The following is a 16,326-nucleotide window of genomic DNA, read 5'->3' on the forward strand; positions in this document are numbered from 1 at the left end:
CACCGACGAATTTACCACAAGAGCAAATCGGGCGGTCCCGAATGGATGATGAACGGTTAACTAGTGACGAACGCAGGCTTATTGACAACCAAAGCAATGCAGGGTGGTCAAAAATCCTGCAAAATTAGGGGTTTACGAGCGAAAGGAAAAGGAGAATTTTAGAAACTGGCTAAACCACAGCGTATAAATCGGTCAGTAACTAAGAATAATTGAAAAATGGGGGCTCCGGACCTACCTTTGGATTAATCTGTTTTTAATGTATGCGCTCAACTTACTTTACCTTACAGGCTCTCTGTCTGTTCATTGGTGCGCTGTCGTTCAGCTGCGTACGCGACTTTCCCGCAACGGCACCTTATACGCCACCCACCGCACCAACCGACCCTCAGCCTCCGCAGACACAACCCGTCAATCCCAATCGCCTGTTTATCAACAACGACAAAGTCAAGCTTGCCATTGACCTGAACATGGGCGGTGCTATTGGTTACCTGTCTGAAGCAGGGAGTTCAGAGAACATGGTTAACAACTATGACCTGGGACGACAACTGCAAACATCCCTCTACGCGGGTCCTTACCCCTACTCAGTGAACGGAAAAGATCCGGTTTATTTCTGGCGTAACCTAGGCTGGAATCCGGTTCAAACGGGCGATTATTACAATCACCCGGCGCGGGTCGTCAGCTATCAGCAGGGACAAAATACGCTGTACGTTAAGACCATTCCGTTAATCTGGCCCCTTTTCGATGAACCAGCGGACTGTGTTATGGAGCATTGGATTGAGTTGCGCGACAACACGGTACACGTACGCAGCCGTACAACCGTCAACCGGGCAGACACCAATCAGTATGACGCCCGTACGCAGGAAATGCCCTGTGTTTACCTTAATGCACCGTGGTATCGCATGGTCACTTACAAGGGCAATCAACCTTTTACAAACGGTGCCGTTACCGAGCTGTCGGAGCGCGACATGATCAGTCATTATACTACCGAAAACTGGACGGCGCTGCTCAATGCCGACGGGCGGGGTGTTGGTTTATACCAACCCAATCAATTTCGGTTTAAAACGAACGGGTTTGGTTCAGGACGTGTCGGGAAGGAGTTCGATGTTGCTAGTTTCTACATGAACGCTGATGGGTTCATGCAAATCGATTACAACGGCGTTTATAAGTTTGAGTACACGTTGATACTTGGGTCACTGACCGACATTCGACAGTATGTCTACAGCAAGCCCCGTCCCGAAACGGTTCCTAACTTCAAATTTGCCAATGACCGTCAGGGCTGGTATTACTACAATGTTCATGACAAAGGCTGGCCCATTCAGAATGAATTGACCGTTCGTTGGCAGCGCGCAGATACGACTAAGGCTAACTTCCGGGTATGTAGCCCATTTGTTTACTGGAAGCCCACCGACGTGCCAAAAATCTACGTACAGGCCGCTTTTACCACAAAGGCAACTACGGCTCGGCTGGTTTGGCGCAAACCCGAAGATTACGATTTCCTGGACGGCCCGGATCGGCAGATCGACTTTCCGATTATCGGGGATGGCCAATTTCGAACGTATGAAATTACGCTGAACGGGCATGCCGGATGGAGCGGTATTATCAATCAGATTTGTTTGCTCAATCCACAAAACAACCTCGAAAAAGGGTCGGCTATGCGCCTGCGTAGCGTAACGGCTACACCAGTTCAATAAAAAAGTTGGGGAGTTAACCGAAATTGACCGGTAACTCCCCAACTTACTACTAACTCCACTAATTTACGCTAAGAACGGGGTAGCAATCGCCAACACCTGTGCTTTCGTGAGCGGCTCGTCAAATGCTTCCGTGACGCGGTTTACGTTTTGTTTGGTCAGTTCCACCAGATCTACACCACCCTGCATGCGAACGTCTTCACCCGCATAGACAGCAGCTGGTACTCCTTCAGCACCTACGATCCATCCACGACCACCGTTCAGGTAGCGAACTTTGGCTGCGTGCATCGCTTCTACCGAGTGAATCTGTAGCGCGATTGTCAGCACGTCTGGTGCGCTGATCAGGTTACCAGCCTGGCCTTTGTAAGCACGAACACCCGTATCTTCAAAAGCCTGAGCCAGCGTCAGGAACGTCCGGTAGTTCGAGAACGTATCTGGGAAAGCACCTTTGGCTGTGAAGTCGAAGTTAGGCTTCATAATAGCAGCACTACCAAGAGCCGATTTCAGCAACGCTACGTGTGCGTTTTCGTGCTTGGCAATCTGCTGGAACGTGTTCCATCCTTCCATACCCGTAATCAGACCACCGGTGGCCAGACCACGATTGTAGAATTCGGCTTCCAAATATTCGAGCGTCAGCGCGAAGTTAAGTACGTCAGCGACAGAGCTGTTCTGGGCGTATGCGTTGTTCAAGACCGCACCCAACGCTACGGGTGCTGCGGCTTTGATTGATTTTTTGAGTAGGTTTTGGAAAACGTGACGACGAGATACATGCGCTACCCGTTCGAATACGTCAGCATCAACCTTCTCAATTTCATTAAGTATGTTTTGTAGATTCATGGCTATTGGTGGTTATGCACGACGTCCGTTTTTACCATTAAGAATTTCTTGAACATAAGGCCGAACGAGTGTCAACACTTCTTCCGGCGTCCGAGCTTCACCGAGTCCAGAAGCAGCCGCAACGATATCGTCACCGGCAAAAGACATGGTCTGTGGTTTGATCAGTTCACTGATGATGGCGGTATGACGCGCTTCTACTGAAACGATTTTACCAGCAAGTATCAGATAGTCAGGCGTTGTAATGTATTTACCAGCACCATTGTAAGCAGAAACACCAATTGCTTCGAAAACGCGCGCTGTACCTAGAACCGACTCACGGCTGTTAAAGTTGATGCTGCTAAAGTTCGGCGTCAAACCAGGGATGGCTGCGCTGCCCAGAGCCGCTTTAAACAAATCGCGGTGGATGATCTCATGATCGCGGATCTCCATCAGAATGGCTCTTTCATACCCGTTCATACCCATGTAAGGCATTTTGATCACCTCTGAGTAGAAAGCGGCTTCCAGTTGTTCCAGAGCGTACGCATAGTTCAGCACGTTTACGTCTTTGGAACCGATATCACCCAAGTCGATGGCTTCTCCGGCGCGAGCTGAACCTCTAGCCGCAGTTGGATCAACAACTTGATCGTGACAAGCACTTAGTACAACACCTGCTGCTGCAGTAGCGCCGAGGTAGCGCATAAACACACGGCGTCCGAGAGCGGCCGAGGCTTTACCGGTCAGGCCCTGCGGGGTTACCGTTGGGTCGTTTGGTAGTTTTTCCATTGAGTGTATTAACTGTTTAGTGGAGTTATTTCCCGGTCATCGAGAAACTGACACTAACTACGCGGAAATGCACCCTACGGTTTTCGGCTTCTGAAATATTTTCGGGCTAATTTGAAGTTATTTGATCAAGTGGCACCAAAACAACCGCTTAATAACAATTTTCAACAGTAATTTAATGCAAAAAAATATCGGTAAATTACATACCTCGCTGTAAGCAACACCATTCCATAGCGACACTTTTATACATTTTGCATGGTGCTCAGCTTGCGGTAAAAGCCTTCATCTACCGTCAGTAGCTCATCATGCCGCCCCCGTTCAACAATACGTCCCTGATTCACCACCAAAATTTCGTCGGCATGTTGAATCGTGCTGAGTCGGTGGGCAATAACAAGCGTTGTCCGGTTAGCCATCAAACGCGTTAACGCTTCCTGAACCAGCTTTTCGGATTCGGTATCAAGCGCCGAAGTGGCCTCATCGAGAATAAGAATCGGTGGATTTTTTAGAATAGCGCGGGCGATGCTGATGCGTTGCCGCTGCCCTCCCGACAGTTTTCCGCCCCGGTCACCGATAACCGTCTGGTAACCGTCCGGCTGGGCCATGATAAACTCATGGGCATTGGCAATCCGGGCGGCTTCCATCACGTCGGCTTCTGTAGTCACACTACCGAATGCGATGTTGTTGAAAATCGTGTCGTTGAACAAAATGCTTTCCTGAGTCACGATACCCATCTGCGCCCGCAGGGATTCCATCGTACAATCGCGTAGATCGACGCCATCAATTAAAATTTGTCCGCCGGTTGGATCGTAAAAGCGGGGAACCAAGTCGGCGATGGTCGATTTTCCGCCACCCGACGCCCCGACCAGCGCAATCGTTTTGCCTTTGGGCAGGTCAAAGGTAACATCACGCAAAACCGGCGTATCGGCGTTATAAGCAAACGATACGTTCCTGACCGAAATACTTTGCTGGAAATCACCCAATTTTACCGCACCCGGTTTATCCTGAACGACAGGAATTGTATCGATTAGCTCAAGCACCCGCTCGCCCGAAGCCAGGCCCCGCTGCGATCCACTAAACGCATTCGAAATATCTTTGGCAGGGCGTGTTACCTGCGAAAAAATAGCGATGTAGGTAATAAATTCAGACGCCATCAGATCCGACTGCCCGCTCAATACCAGCGTGCCACCGTACAACAGAATACCAGCAACGACAGCTACGCCCATAACTTCCGAGAAAGGCGAAGCCAGTTCACGCCGGTTTGCCAGCGACCGCACCGCATGCCGGTATCCTTCGTTTTCGCGCTGGAATTTATCCATGATGAATCCTTCGGCCACAAAGCCTTTCACCACGCGCATTCCCCCGAAGGTTTCGTCCAGCAAACTCACCAGACCGCTCAGCCGTTGTTGACCTTCCTGCGCATCACGCTTCATTTTACGAACCAACGTGGCAATAAAACCGCCCGAAATGGGGATGACAATGATGGCAAATAAGGTCAGCTTCACCGAAATGCTCAACAACGCAATGATGTAGCCGATCAGCAGAAATACTTCTTTCGAGGCTGCCGAAAGCGAGTTGGCAATCGAATTTTCGACTTCCTGTACGTCGGTGGTGATGCGGGAAATAAGGTTTCCTTTTCGCTCATTGGAAAAAAATCCCAGGTGCAATTGAAGCGTCTGACCGAATACAGTCTCCCGCAGCTTGGCTACCATGCGCGCCTTGAACGACTCCAGTTGCCTGACCGACAAATATTTGAACACATTGCTGAGCAGTACCGACAGGACAATGACACCGCAGACGAATTGAAGCGTACCAATCTTCCCGTATTGCTCATAAACCTGGGCGAAATAGTAGTTGAATGCTGCCGTAGGCGATGTTGTCAACGTTGGCGCTGGCTGACTCAAAAATTTTTGCATCTGCGCTGGATTCACCTGGTTGAACAGAATGCTCAGCAACGGAATCAGCAGCGTAAAATTCAATACGCCGAACACGCTGGCGAACAGGGACGTTAGCACAAACGGCGCAAGAAAGCGGCCTAGCGGCTTGGCAAAAGAAAGTAATCGAAGGTATGTTTTCATGGCTTACACAAACTAGTATGAACCGGGATTTACAGGATTAGCGTGACCGGCTGTGCATTGATGTCCTTTCGGGACGCCCCGCTTTCGCATCAATGGCTTACCGCTTATACGAACTGTTCTCCGGCCACGATGCCTTTGTACAGGTTCCAGTACTCACTGGCTACGTTCGGCCAACTAAAACTGGCGGCCCGCCGGCGCAATCGCTCCTGCCGTAACGGGTTCTGACCGAAATCGTGAAGTCCGTCGTGGATCAGTTTCGCCATACTTTCTGGTTCAAAATTTTCAAAGTAGTACGCTTCTTTACCGCCTACTTCGGGCAAACTGGTTAGATCAGAAATAAACACAGGCTTGCCAAAGGTCATGGCTTCGGCTACCGGCAAACCGAATCCTTCGGACAGCGACGGAAACAGAAACGCGTCGCAATGCGCGTAGAGCCACAGTTTGGTAGCTTCATCGACTGGGCCGGGCATGACGAGTCGATCAGCAACGCCGAGCTTCTGCGCCTGTTCGCGAATATGCTGCGCATACGGATGCCGATCCGGTCCGGCTAATACCAGTCGGTAATCCGGGAACGCTTCGAGAAGCGGCAGCAGCGTATGAACGTTTTTCTTCGGATGGATAACGCCCACAAACAGAAAAAACGGTTTGTCATCGCCGGTCAGAAAAGCCGGTTGTGGCGCATCGGGTTGTACATCCTGCTCGCTAACAGCAACACCGGTATACACGACTTTGAACGGTAACGTTTCGGGAATGCGCAAATGCTCCCGCACCACCGAAGCCGTATAGGCCGACCCAGCCGTCAGCAGTGTAGCCCGGTCAATTTTACGCTGAAGCCGCGCCAGTTTACGCGCTTTTTTTTCAACCGAATAGTCGGCTCGTTCCAAAAAATTTAAATCATAAATCGTCAGCATCAGTTTTGACCGTATGGGCAGGTATACCGAATCCTGGTGCAGACAGTGCCAAACATCATACCGGCCCACTTTAGGGTGAGGAGGAATCCAGAGTTTACGCTGCCACGATGCTTCAATGTAATCGACGGAATCGCCAAAAACTCCGGCCTGCCCTTTGGGCACCAGAAAGGTTATATTCCATGAGTCAGGACGCTGGCGAACTAACTCATGCCCTAAGTGCAGACAGACCTGACCAAGACCGCTATTTAAATCACGTAACCGTTCGGCGTCAATAAAAAGTGAAGGCATCCGATGTTTCCCTCTAACAAAATTTGATAACTAAGAAAGCACAAAATTAGTCAGACTAATTAGGATAATCAGACGAATCGCTGTTCAAGCCTATCTTTGTACCATGACTTTACAAAATGACTTATTTCTCCGCACGGCGCGGGGCGAATTAACCGAGCGCGTGCCGGTTTGGATGATGCGGCAGGCAGGTCGTGTGCTAGCCGAATACCGAGCTGTCCGGGAGCGGGCAGGCAGTTTTATTACGCTGGCCAAAACGCCCGAGCTGGCGGCTGAAGTAACGATCCAACCGGTCGATGCGTTCGGCGTTGATGCGGCTATCATTTTCTCCGATATCTTGGTCATACCCGAAGCCATGGGCCTTCCGTATGAGATGATCGAAAGTCGGGGACCCGTTTTTCCGGAAACGGTTCGCACGATGAGCGACTTAAGCCGGTTGCGCGTCGCCGATGCAGAAAGTGACCTGGGCTACGTACTGGATGCGATCAAGCTGACCAAAAAAGAGCTGAATGGCCGGGTACCGCTGATCGGTTTTGCCGGAGCACCGTTCACTATTTTTTGCTATATGACCGAAGGTAAGGGTTCCAAGACGTTTTCGGTAGCGAAGAAGCTGCTGTATACCGACCCTGATTTTGCCCACGCCTTGCTTCAGCAGATTACCGACAGTACGATTGCTTATTTGCAGGCCCAGATACGGGCAGGTGCCGATTTGGTGCAGCTTTTTGATTCGTGGGCGGGTATTCTTTCGCCTGAACAGTACCGGACGTTCTCGTTGCCTTACCTCAAACAAATCTGTGATCTGATTACCGATGTGCCCATAACGGTCTTTGCAAAAGGCGCTTTTTTTGCCCGGCAGGAAATCGGTCAGTTGAGTTGCGATGTGGTTGGTTTGGACTGGAACATGGACCCGCACGAATCCCGCCAATTGATTCCAGACCGCGTGCTGCAAGGCAACTTAGATCCGTGTGTTCTTTACGCCGATTTTGCGCAGATACGCGCCGAAGTCAAGCGTATGTTTGACGGATTCGGGCACCAGCATTACATTGCCAACCTGGGCCACGGCATTTATCCGGATACAGATCCCGACAAGGCGCGTTGCTTCGTGGATGCCGTAAAAGAAATGTAACGTGGACATCCTGTCCGCAGGTGAATAGATTTTGGGCTTCATTCTAACCCGTTCTCTTCTCTGCGGACAGGATCTCCACGTTACAGGCATTCTTTGGCTTCTTCTTTTAATTGCGTTTTGTCAATCGGTACTACGCCGACGGATTCACAAACTAGCCCTCCGCCTAAATTGGATAATCCGGCGATGATAGCAGGTGATTGTTTCAGGGCTACGCAACAGGCGGCAATGCTGATGACGGTGTCGCCCGCCCCCGACACGTCGGCAATCTTCCGGATATGAGCAGGCAGTTTGTGCTTTTCACCGTTGAAGTCAATAAATACGCCCCGTTCCGAAAGCGTGATCAACGCTCCTTTTACGTTCAGTCTCGTTTTCAACTCGTCGACAGCCGACCCGAACTCATTGGCGTTATCTACGTCAAATTCGAGCTTTAATCCTTCGCGTAATTCTTTCAGATTTGGCTTAAATAATGTCGTATTTCGGTACGACAGAAAATTTCGTTTCTTTGGGTCAACGACCGTCGGAACCCCCTGCGCATTCGCAAAATCGGTAACTTCGGTAATCAATTCTTCGCTCAGAACGCCTTTATCGTAATCCTCGAAAATAACGACGTGACAGGTCGGAATCAGTTCTTTTATCTTGTTGATTAGCTGGCTGCGCTCGTTGGTAGTGATGTATTTGTCAGTTTCGGTATCGACCCGTACGATTTGTTGCGAACTCGCAATGATCCGTTCCTTGATGGTCGTGATTCGCTCGGCGCTGCGAATAAGTCCGTCGCAGTTCAACCCCCGGTCGCACAGTTCACCAACAAGCCGGTCGCCGGGTTCGTCGGTTCCAATGACCGAACAGATAATTGCTTCGGCTCCCAAAGCCTGTACATTCAGCAATACGTTGCCCGCTCCGCCAAGCCGCAATTCACGCCGGTCAACCGTAACGACGGGTACGGGTGCTTCGGGAGAGATACGCTCAACGCGCCCCCACACGTAAGAATCGAGCATGACATCGCCTATAATCAGGACGCGGAGTTTATCGAATTGGTCGAACAGTTCGTCGATGGTCATATCCAGGACCGGACTCATAGGCGCAATGGGCTTGTTTCAGGGTACAAAGAAACAAAAATCGCACCTGCTTTTCGAAATGAGTTGCTTAGTTTGAGGTAGTGGCACTGTGTTAATGTCTGTACGGATTGCGTATTTTGCATCGAAAAATGTTTTCGTTGATTTATCCATAGCTACACATAGCAGCTTAGGCTGATTTTTCGAAAACGATAAACCTCAACCCTGATTTCATGTATTTTATTGGCTTCGACTTAGGTAGTTCGTCCGTTAAAGCGTCTCTCGTTAACGCCGAAAGTGGTACAGCGGTGGCTTCCGCTTTTTTCCCCCAAACCGAAATGGCGATTGAAGCGCCCCAGCCGGGCTTTGCCGAGCAGCAGCCCGAAAACTGGTGGATCAACGCTTGTCTGGCCAGTAAATCCGTTTTACAGAAAGCCAATGTCCGGCCTGAAGACGTGAAAGCCATCGGCATTTCGTACCAGATGCACGGGCTGGTCGTTGTTGACAAAGCATTTAACGTACTGCGTCCGTCCATTATCTGGTGCGACAGCCGGGCGGTTCCCTTCGGCAATCGGGCGTTCGATGATCTCGGCCATGACCGCACGCTTCAACACCTGCTGAACTCACCGGGCAATTTCACAGCGGCCAAACTTGCCTGGGTGAAAGCGAACGAACCTGACGTGTACGCCGAAGTCCATAAATTTATGCTTCCCGGCGATTATCTGGCGGCTCGGATGACCGGCGAGATCGTAACGACAGCCTCAGGTTTGTCGGAAGGTGTACTCTGGGATTTTCAGGCAGATCAACCAGCACAGTTTCTACTCGATTATTACGGGTTCGATTCGTCACTAATGGCAACCCTTAAACCAACGTTTGCGCCACAGGGTGAGCTTACGGCATCGGCAGCCAGCGAACTCGGTCTTGCGGCTGGTACACCCGTTACCTACCGCGCTGGTGACCAACCCAACAATGCGTTCTCCCTGAACGTACTGGAACCAGGCCAGATTGCGGCCACTGCCGGAACGTCGGGTGTTGTGTATGGTGTTAGTGATCAGCTCAGCTACGATCCAAAATCTCGGGTTAATACGTTTCTTCACGTCAGCCACACCAGCGCAGCTCCCCGATACGGCGTCCTGATGTGTGTCAATGGTACGGGCATTCTGAACAGTTGGTTACGCAACCAGGTCCTGCGCCGGTCGATCGGGTACGACGAGATGAACGTGCTGGCGCACGAAGCGCCCGTTGGAGCCGATGGTCTCATCTGTTTGCCGTTTGGAAATGGTGCCGAACGTATTCTCGAAAATGCGGATTTAGGAGCTTCGTTTCACGGGCTGCAACTAACGCGACATGGTTTACCCCATTTCATCCGGGCGGCTCAGGAAGGAATCGTATTCGCGTTCTATTACGGTATTCAGGTTATGGAAAGCGTAGGGGTTGGCCTACAAACTATCCGGGCGGGCGAAGCAAATATGTTCCTGAGTCCCCTTTTCCGCGATACCCTCGCCAATCTGACTGGAGCGGCTATCGAGCTATACAATACGGATGGTGCTCAGGGAGCCGCTCGGGGTGCAGGGTTAGGACTCGGCTATTACAAAAACGCGCAGGAAGCATTCGCGGGCTTGCATGTGGTCAAAACTATTGAGCCCGATATGCGCGCTCAGGAAGGTTATCGGGACGCCTATGGTCGCTGGTTAGAGACGTTGGCCCGTAGCTAATCCAAACAGAGCGAATTTTGACGATAGCTAGCCGAAACAGAGTAGAATCGTTCTCTGACGTTATTTACTTAAGCCTACGCTTCGTAAACATAGCCGATACTATCCTACTACCATGAAATCTTTACCCGCTTTACTTTTAGGCATGGCCCTATTGACAGGCTGTACGCGCAACGTTCAGGTCGTTACGCTACGGGGTAACAACGTTATGCCAACCACCAAAGGACTGGTTCTGGATAACGATACGTTGACGTTACAGTACGACTTTTCCAGTGAGCGTGGTCGGATGCATGTATCCGTGACCAATAAACTGAATCAACCGCTCTACATCGACTGGAAGCGGTCATCTCTGATCATTGGTCAGGAAAAAATTGATTACTGGCGCGACGTAGCCAATGTTCAGTTAACGTCCAGCGGTAATCCGTACAGCCGCTATTCGGTCCGATCAACCAGTGGTATCATCTCCAGGGAAGACCCGGTAAGTTTTATTCCGCCTAAAACCCGGATTGAAAAAAACCGGTTTGTCGTTGTTCCCAACGGTGCGCTGCGTTTATCGGGTACACCAGCCGTTGTGCAGGAAAAACCGAAATGGAACCCCGACCGCAAAAAGCCCGTCAATATCAATACGTTTACGTACGGTGATGACCAATCGCCTTTGACGTTCCGCAACTACCTTACCTTGTCAACCGATAAGGATTTTAAAACGGAATTTCATATTGACACCCAGTTCTGGGCATCCGATGTAAAAGTGATGCCGTATAATCAACTTGTTTCCGGACCAGTACGGCAGTCTGACGGGAGTTATTCCCAAACCCTTATTTTTAACAAGCCGGATGGTTTTTACGTACCCATCCCGCTACAGCAGTAAGAAACCCTATTCTTCTTTTTATTAGAGTTGCTATAATCCCAAGCGCTACTGACCTTTGGGAGTAATTTTTCTTAAAACCCAATAAAGCATGTCTGGTACGAACTTAACCCTCGGCGAAAAAATTTATTTCCCGTTTATTGAAAAACCGATTCAATTTGAAGGTCGCGAATCGGACAATCCGCTGGCTTTTAAATTTTACGATGCAAACCGGCCTATCCTGGGTACGCCCATGAAAGATCTGTTCCGGTTCGCTACCGCTTATTGGCATACCTTCTGTGGTACCGGTGGCGATCCTTTCGGCCCTGGCGTTAAACACTTTCCCTGGGACGAAAACTCGGATCGGCTGGCGGCTGCCCATGATAAGATGGATGCTGCCTTCGAGTTTATCACCAAAATCGGCATGGAGTACTACTGCTTCCACGATGTCGATGTCGCTCCCGAAGGCAATTCAAACGCCGAATTCGAAAAAAACTTCCGCGCCATTGTCGACTACGCCAAGCAAAAGCAGGCTGCCAGTGGTGTTAAGCTGTTGTGGGGTACGGCTAATTTGTTCTCGCACGAGCGCTACATGAACGGGGCGTCAACCAATCCGGACTTCCACGTGCTGGCTCACGGTGGCTGGCAGGTTAAGAACGCCATTGACGCAACCATCGAACTAGGCGGACGCGGTTACACATTCTGGGGTGGTCGCGAAGGCTACATGTCGCTACTGAACACCAACATGAAACGCGAGCAGGAACATTTGGGTAAGTTTCTGCAAATCAGCCGGGACTACGCCCGGAAGCAAGGCTTCACCGGTTCGTTCTACATCGAACCCAAGCCGATGGAGCCGACCAAGCACCAGTACGATTTCGACGCAGCTACGGTTGTCGGCTTCCTGAACCGTTTTGGCTTGCAGGACGATTTCGAGCTGAACCTGGAAACTAACCACGCTACACTGGCAAACCATACCTTCGCGCACGAATTGCAGGTAGCTGCCGACAACAACATGCTGGGTTCGATTGATGCGAACCGGGGCGACTACCAGAACGGTTGGGATACCGACCAGTTCCCGGTAGATGTGTACGAGTTAACCGAAGCGATGCTGGTCATTCTGGAAGCGGGTGGTCTGAAGTCGGGCGGTGTCAACTTCGACGCTAAAACCCGTCGGAATTCTACCGATCTGGAAGATCTCTTTATCGCTCACATCGGCGGTATGGACACCTTCGCGCGGGCCGCGATTGCCGCTGAAGCCATTCTGGATAAATCGAAATACAAACAAATGCGCGCCGACCGCTACGCAAGCTACGACAGCGCTGAAGGTGCCCGTTTCGAGAAAGGTGAGCTGACGCTGGAAGATTTGCGCGAATATGCCTTGAACAACGGCGAACCGAAGCAGGTCAGCGGCAAGCAGGAGCTTTACGAGATGATTGTTAATCAGTACATTTAGCCAATAGCCTGCTGGGCGTGCAACGCGTTGTACGCCCAGCATTTTACTTACCCGTACGCTTTATGAAGATCGTACCGCTTCTTCTAATAACCTTTATTTGTGGTTCGGCTATTGCACAGACTAACCCCGACGAATCAGCCGTTCGGGTGTCGGTCAATCAGTTGTTCGAAGGCATGAAAAAAGCTGACTCGACAATGCTTAAAACTGTTTTTGCGCCGGGTGCCCGATTACAAACCGTCGTTAATAAGCAGGGAAACGTATCCGTGCAGGATGAAGCGATCGCTCAATTTATATCGTCTGTTGGCAAAGCGAAAGCCGGTGCGCTGGACGAACGCTTATCGGGCATGGAAATTAAAATTGACGGCGAACTGGCTACTGCCTGGACGCCCTACTCGTTTTATTACAACGGCCAGCAAAGTCACTGTGGTGTGAATGCCTTTACGCTGGTCAAGCTGGCGGGTACCTGGAAGATTCAAACGATCATCGACACCCGCCGAAAACAGAATTGTCCTTAACCAATTGACAGTACCTACGGCTTCCAGTTCGGTTTTCGTTTTTCCAGAAAAGCAGCCATCCCCTCTTTAGCATCCGGTGTCTGCTGAAGCTGTCCAAACTGTTCGTATAAGTAAGCTTGCTGTTCACTAGACGGCAGGCTTTTTAGTTGTTGGTAGGCTCGTAAACCATACTGCATCGCCGTTGGCGACAATTGCTTTAACTCATCCAAAAGACCGGTGACAGTAGCGTCAAGCTCGGCAGCCGTTGCAAGGGTTGTTACCAGTCCGAACGCCAGTGCTTCAGTAGAAGAAAGTGTTCGAGCGCGCAGGCACAGATCGAGCGCCGTTCGGGCGGGCATTATATCGAGCAAAACAGCCATCACCTGAAACGGGAATAAACCTCGTTTTACCTCTGGCAAACTAAACGTAGCCAACTCCGCAGCAACAACGTACGTACTTGCTCCTACCAACAGAAAACCGCCTGCGTATACCGGACCCTGTACCCGCGCAATGCATGGTTTACACAACTGAGCCATCAACTCGCCTAGGCGAACCGGGCCGGACGGCGCGGGCACAGTAGCTTGTTCCGTATCGCCCACCGATAATGCTTTCAAATCCATTCCGGCGCAGAACGTGTCGCCGGATGCGGCTAATACAACGATCCAGACCTCGGGTGTATGATGGGCGTAAGCCAACGCAAATGCCAACTCATGGAGCATGGGCGGATGCAATGCATTTTTCTTTTCAGGCCGGTTGAGCGTGATGGTCATCACATGATCCTCAAACGAGGTGATCAGGTATCGAAAGCCGTTGACGGGCAACTGAGTGACTTGACAGGCCGTATATATCATGATGAAAGAATTGAAATATACCGTTTAAAAACATTCACTTTTCAACTATACAAGAATGTAAGCCTTACGAGTTATTCGAATAACAACGCCAACGCTCAACCTTCCATGAAAACAATTACGATTCTGCTCCTCGTGGTTTGTAGCATCCGCATGTCCTACGCAACTCACCTGCTCGGCGGCTACATTCAGGTAAAACCAGTTGCTGGCTCGACGCTAACGTACGAAATAACAGCAACACTGTATTTGGACGAAATACGAGGTACCGCTGCCGCTAGTGCGATGAGTAGTTTGTCCTTATGCTTTGGTGATGGGCAAAGCGCGGAGGTATTTCGGCAAAGCCGAATTCTATCTACGAACAAAGAAAATAGCGTTAATACGTATCGAATGGTTCACACTTATTCGGGTCCTGGCACATACACCGTGTCAACTGCCATCGTGAACCGAACTCCATCCCTTAACATTCCTAACAGCTCTACGGAACAGGAGCCCCTTACGCTTTCAACGACTTTTTTAACCACCGGCCTCTCAAACCAGACGCCAAACTTATCTGTTTCCCTAACTAATTTTACAATAGGGCTAAATCAGCGAGCTACATTATCGTTACAAGCGACAGACACTGAAGGCGACAGCCTGGTATATGCCCTGACTCGACCGCTGACCAGTGCGTCCGGTACTGGCTGTACATATCGTGCAGTGACAGCCTATCAATTCCCGAATGACCTTTCTCGTCAAGGTACCTTTAAGCTAAACAGCCGAACCGGTGAGCTTATTTGGGACGCGCCAACACAACAGGGCTACTTTAGCGTAGCGATCACGGTGAGCGAATACCGCAACGGTGTGTTGATCAGCCAGACACTCGAAGAAATTCCGTTGATTGTCGTTGACAGACCCGGTACGCCCAGCGTTATTCCACCGTATGAACCGGCCCTGACAGGAACAGTCGTTACGGGGTTGCCTGAATACCGCGATGAAGATGTATCGTTCTCGGTGTTCCCAAATCCAGTCGAAGATCGCTTGCAGGTACTGATACAAACCAGTAATCCGAGTACGGTTTCGCTTCAGCTAATCGACGCTGGCGGACGAAAATTGCACGAAATAGCCTTCCGCGAAGCGGCTCGTCAGCACGAACAGGTTATTGGGATGGGTAGCCTTTCACCGGGTGTATATCTGCTTCAGGCGACAATAGCGGGCCGGGTAATGGTTCAGAAAATTCTTAAGAAGTAAACTAAAACAGTTGTTTCCAGGTGCCTTTTACCCAATTGTACTTAAGCGTGCTGGGCAAGGCTTTCCACCAGTATTTATTGACTTCTACGGCAAAGGAAGGCTGCATATAGCAGTTGATCACGCAGCCCTCGCAGGCAGGTAATCTTCCTTCCAGCGCTACTAGCTGTTGTACTTCGCTGGAGCGATACAGATCATACAATTGTCCATCGATAGCAAAGTCTTTCAGGCCCAGATGATAGCAGGGAAGGACTAATTTATTCTCAGGAGAAATAACCAGCGTGGTACTGCCCGCTTTACAAACGGGCTTGTCGATGTGATTGCCTCCGTCAAGGCGAAGTTGCACGAACGCGTCGTTCAGGTAAACGTTTTTCTGACCTCCCCACCACGACAACTCATTGAGCGCATGGTTGGATAAGCTACCCGTTTCGACCGAATTGTAATCAAAGACCGGATTTAAGATCAGTACCAGATCGTTGGGCAGACAGATTTCGTCGCGCATCTGCCGAATTTGGGACACGTTTCGTTCAAACACCGTAAACAGAATGTCAGGCCGTTCGCCCAGTTGTCGGGCGAGCTTAATTGACTCCATTACCTTGTCGAAGCAACGCACACCGCGCGATTGGTCGTGCTCGGCAGCGACGGGCGAATCGAGCGAAAAGTGAAGCATGTCGACCAGACCCCGCAGCCGTTCGGCGTATTTGGGATACAGGAGCCCGTTCGTTGTAACGGTAGTGATAAGCCCTAGCTTCTTGGCTTCCTGAAGCAGTTCGGGCAGTTGACGATGCAGCAGCGGTTCGCCACCCGTAAAGTCAACCACCCGAACCCCTAATTTCTTTAGATCACGCAGATTTTGTCGTGCATTTTCCAGCGTAACGTACGGCGAAGGCCGCTCCCATATATCGCAAAAACTACAGGTGGCGTTACAGCGGTACGTCACGTAGTAATTGCACAAAACCGGATGAGAAACGATACGCATGTTAGGAAACGGGGAGCACGGGGTACTAGCACATCCCCTCTC

At 50.5% G+C, this 16,326-nt stretch carries 14 protein-coding genes; 7 read left to right on the forward strand and 7 right to left on the reverse strand.

Features of this window, described 5'->3' with window-relative positions; translation table 11 throughout:
* The first annotated feature begins 260 nt into the window (after positions 1 to 260).
* Positions 261 to 1,688 (forward strand): hypothetical protein, encoded by a 1,428-nt coding sequence (locus M0L20_RS06435; RefSeq protein ID WP_248476192.1) that lies wholly within the window; start codon positions 261 to 263, stop codon positions 1,686 to 1,688.
* Between the two features lie 63 nt (positions 1,689 to 1,751).
* On the opposite strand, the gene M0L20_RS06440 is transcribed toward M0L20_RS06435, so the two are convergent.
* The 4 genes from M0L20_RS06440 to M0L20_RS06455 all read right to left on the reverse strand — a co-directional run bounded on the left by M0L20_RS06440 (position 1,752) and on the right by M0L20_RS06455 (position 6,555).
* Positions 1,752 to 2,522 carry a ferritin-like domain-containing protein gene (locus tag M0L20_RS06440; RefSeq protein WP_232560033.1) on the reverse strand — a complete coding sequence of 257 codons (771 nt, stop codon included), beginning with the start codon at positions 2,520 to 2,522 and terminating at the stop codon, positions 1,752 to 1,754.
* Between the two features lie 12 nt (positions 2,523 to 2,534).
* Positions 2,535 to 3,284 (reverse strand): ferritin-like domain-containing protein, encoded by a 750-nt coding sequence (locus tag M0L20_RS06445; RefSeq protein WP_248476193.1) that lies wholly within the window; start codon positions 3,282 to 3,284, stop codon positions 2,535 to 2,537.
* Positions 3,285 to 3,523: 239 nt separating this feature from the next.
* Positions 3,524 to 5,356, reverse strand: coding sequence for an ABC transporter ATP-binding protein (locus M0L20_RS06450; protein ID WP_248476194.1), 1,833 nt, complete (start codon positions 5,354 to 5,356; stop codon positions 3,524 to 3,526).
* A gap of 104 nt (positions 5,357 to 5,460) precedes the next feature.
* A complete protein-coding gene (locus tag M0L20_RS06455; protein ID WP_248476195.1) occupies positions 5,461 to 6,555 on the reverse strand; it encodes a glycosyltransferase family 4 protein in 1,095 nt (364 codons plus the stop codon).
* Positions 6,556 to 6,658: 103 nt separating this feature from the next.
* On the opposite strand from M0L20_RS06455, the gene hemE reads away from it, so the two are divergent.
* Positions 6,659 to 7,678: a uroporphyrinogen decarboxylase gene (gene hemE / locus M0L20_RS06460; RefSeq protein ID WP_232560037.1), complete on the forward strand. Its 1,020-nt coding sequence runs from the start codon at positions 6,659 to 6,661 to the stop codon at positions 7,676 to 7,678.
* An 80-nt stretch (positions 7,679 to 7,758) separates the two neighbouring features.
* Here hemE and M0L20_RS06465 read toward each other — a convergent pair whose 3' ends face one another.
* Positions 7,759 to 8,754 carry a bifunctional heptose 7-phosphate kinase/heptose 1-phosphate adenyltransferase gene (locus M0L20_RS06465; RefSeq protein ID WP_248476196.1) on the reverse strand — a complete coding sequence of 332 codons (996 nt, stop codon included), beginning with the start codon at positions 8,752 to 8,754 and terminating at the stop codon, positions 7,759 to 7,761.
* 209 nt (positions 8,755 to 8,963) lie between these two features.
* Between M0L20_RS06465 and M0L20_RS06470 the strand changes: the two genes are divergently transcribed.
* The 4 genes from M0L20_RS06470 to M0L20_RS06485 all read left to right on the forward strand — a co-directional run bounded on the left by M0L20_RS06470 (position 8,964) and on the right by M0L20_RS06485 (position 13,254).
* Positions 8,964 to 10,445 carry a xylulokinase gene (locus M0L20_RS06470; RefSeq protein WP_232560039.1) on the forward strand — a complete coding sequence of 494 codons (1,482 nt, stop codon included), beginning with the start codon at positions 8,964 to 8,966 and terminating at the stop codon, positions 10,443 to 10,445.
* A gap of 112 nt (positions 10,446 to 10,557) precedes the next feature.
* Complete coding sequence (locus tag M0L20_RS06475) at positions 10,558 to 11,310, forward strand: hypothetical protein (protein WP_248476197.1); 753 nt, start codon at positions 10,558 to 10,560, stop codon at positions 11,308 to 11,310.
* Between the two features lie 88 nt (positions 11,311 to 11,398).
* Positions 11,399 to 12,739 carry a xylose isomerase gene (gene xylA / locus M0L20_RS06480; RefSeq protein ID WP_232560041.1) on the forward strand — a complete coding sequence of 447 codons (1,341 nt, stop codon included), beginning with the start codon at positions 11,399 to 11,401 and terminating at the stop codon, positions 12,737 to 12,739.
* A gap of 62 nt (positions 12,740 to 12,801) precedes the next feature.
* Entirely contained in the window at positions 12,802 to 13,254 is a 453-nt protein-coding gene (locus M0L20_RS06485) for a nuclear transport factor 2 family protein (RefSeq protein ID WP_248476198.1), read from the forward strand.
* A gap of 14 nt (positions 13,255 to 13,268) precedes the next feature.
* Here the strand turns inward: M0L20_RS06485 and M0L20_RS06490 are convergent, their stop codons facing one another.
* Positions 13,269 to 14,084, reverse strand: coding sequence for an enoyl-CoA hydratase-related protein (locus tag M0L20_RS06490; RefSeq protein WP_248476199.1), 816 nt, complete (start codon positions 14,082 to 14,084; stop codon positions 13,269 to 13,271).
* Positions 14,085 to 14,189: 105 nt separating this feature from the next.
* Here M0L20_RS06490 and M0L20_RS06495 point away from each other — a divergent pair, with 105 nt between their 5' ends.
* Positions 14,190 to 15,308 carry a T9SS type A sorting domain-containing protein gene (locus tag M0L20_RS06495; protein ID WP_248476200.1) on the forward strand — a complete coding sequence of 373 codons (1,119 nt, stop codon included), beginning with the start codon at positions 14,190 to 14,192 and terminating at the stop codon, positions 15,306 to 15,308.
* Position 15,309: 1 nt separating this feature from the next.
* Here M0L20_RS06495 and M0L20_RS06500 read toward each other — a convergent pair whose 3' ends face one another.
* Entirely contained in the window at positions 15,310 to 16,284 is a 975-nt protein-coding gene (locus M0L20_RS06500) for a radical SAM protein (protein WP_248476201.1), read from the reverse strand.
* Positions 16,285 to 16,326: the final 42 nt, after the last annotated feature.

The sequence above is a fragment of the Spirosoma liriopis genome, from assembly GCF_023196085.1.
GTDB classification, from domain to species: Bacteria; Bacteroidota; Bacteroidia; order Cytophagales; family Spirosomataceae; genus Spirosoma; species Spirosoma oryzicola.

Excerpts from the sequence above, each read along its gene's own strand:
- M0L20_RS06435 (WP_248476192.1), top strand. The coding sequence starts at position 261 with ATGCGCTCAACTTACTTTACCTTACAGGCTCTCTGTCTGTTCATTGGT.
- M0L20_RS06440 (WP_232560033.1), bottom strand. The coding sequence starts at position 2,522 with ATGAATCTACAAAACATACTTAATGAAATTGAGAAGGTTGATGCTGAC.
- M0L20_RS06445 (WP_248476193.1), bottom strand. The coding sequence starts at position 3,284 with ATGGAAAAACTACCAAACGACCCAACGGTAACCCCGCAGGGCCTGACC.
- M0L20_RS06450 (WP_248476194.1), bottom strand. The coding sequence starts at position 5,356 with ATGAAAACATACCTTCGATTACTTTCTTTTGCCAAGCCGCTAGGCCGC.
- M0L20_RS06455 (WP_248476195.1), bottom strand. The coding sequence starts at position 6,555 with ATGCCTTCACTTTTTATTGACGCCGAACGGTTACGTGATTTAAATAGC.
- hemE (WP_232560037.1), top strand. The coding sequence starts at position 6,659 with ATGACTTTACAAAATGACTTATTTCTCCGCACGGCGCGGGGCGAATTA.
- M0L20_RS06465 (WP_248476196.1), bottom strand. The coding sequence starts at position 8,754 with ATGAGTCCGGTCCTGGATATGACCATCGACGAACTGTTCGACCAATTC.
- M0L20_RS06470 (WP_232560039.1), top strand. The coding sequence starts at position 8,964 with ATGTATTTTATTGGCTTCGACTTAGGTAGTTCGTCCGTTAAAGCGTCT.
- M0L20_RS06475 (WP_248476197.1), top strand. The coding sequence starts at position 10,558 with ATGAAATCTTTACCCGCTTTACTTTTAGGCATGGCCCTATTGACAGGC.
- xylA (WP_232560041.1), top strand. The coding sequence starts at position 11,399 with ATGTCTGGTACGAACTTAACCCTCGGCGAAAAAATTTATTTCCCGTTT.
- M0L20_RS06485 (WP_248476198.1), top strand. The coding sequence starts at position 12,802 with ATGAAGATCGTACCGCTTCTTCTAATAACCTTTATTTGTGGTTCGGCT.
- M0L20_RS06490 (WP_248476199.1), bottom strand. The coding sequence starts at position 14,084 with ATGATATATACGGCCTGTCAAGTCACTCAGTTGCCCGTCAACGGCTTT.
- M0L20_RS06495 (WP_248476200.1), top strand. The coding sequence starts at position 14,190 with ATGAAAACAATTACGATTCTGCTCCTCGTGGTTTGTAGCATCCGCATG.
- M0L20_RS06500 (WP_248476201.1), bottom strand. The coding sequence starts at position 16,284 with ATGCGTATCGTTTCTCATCCGGTTTTGTGCAATTACTACGTGACGTAC.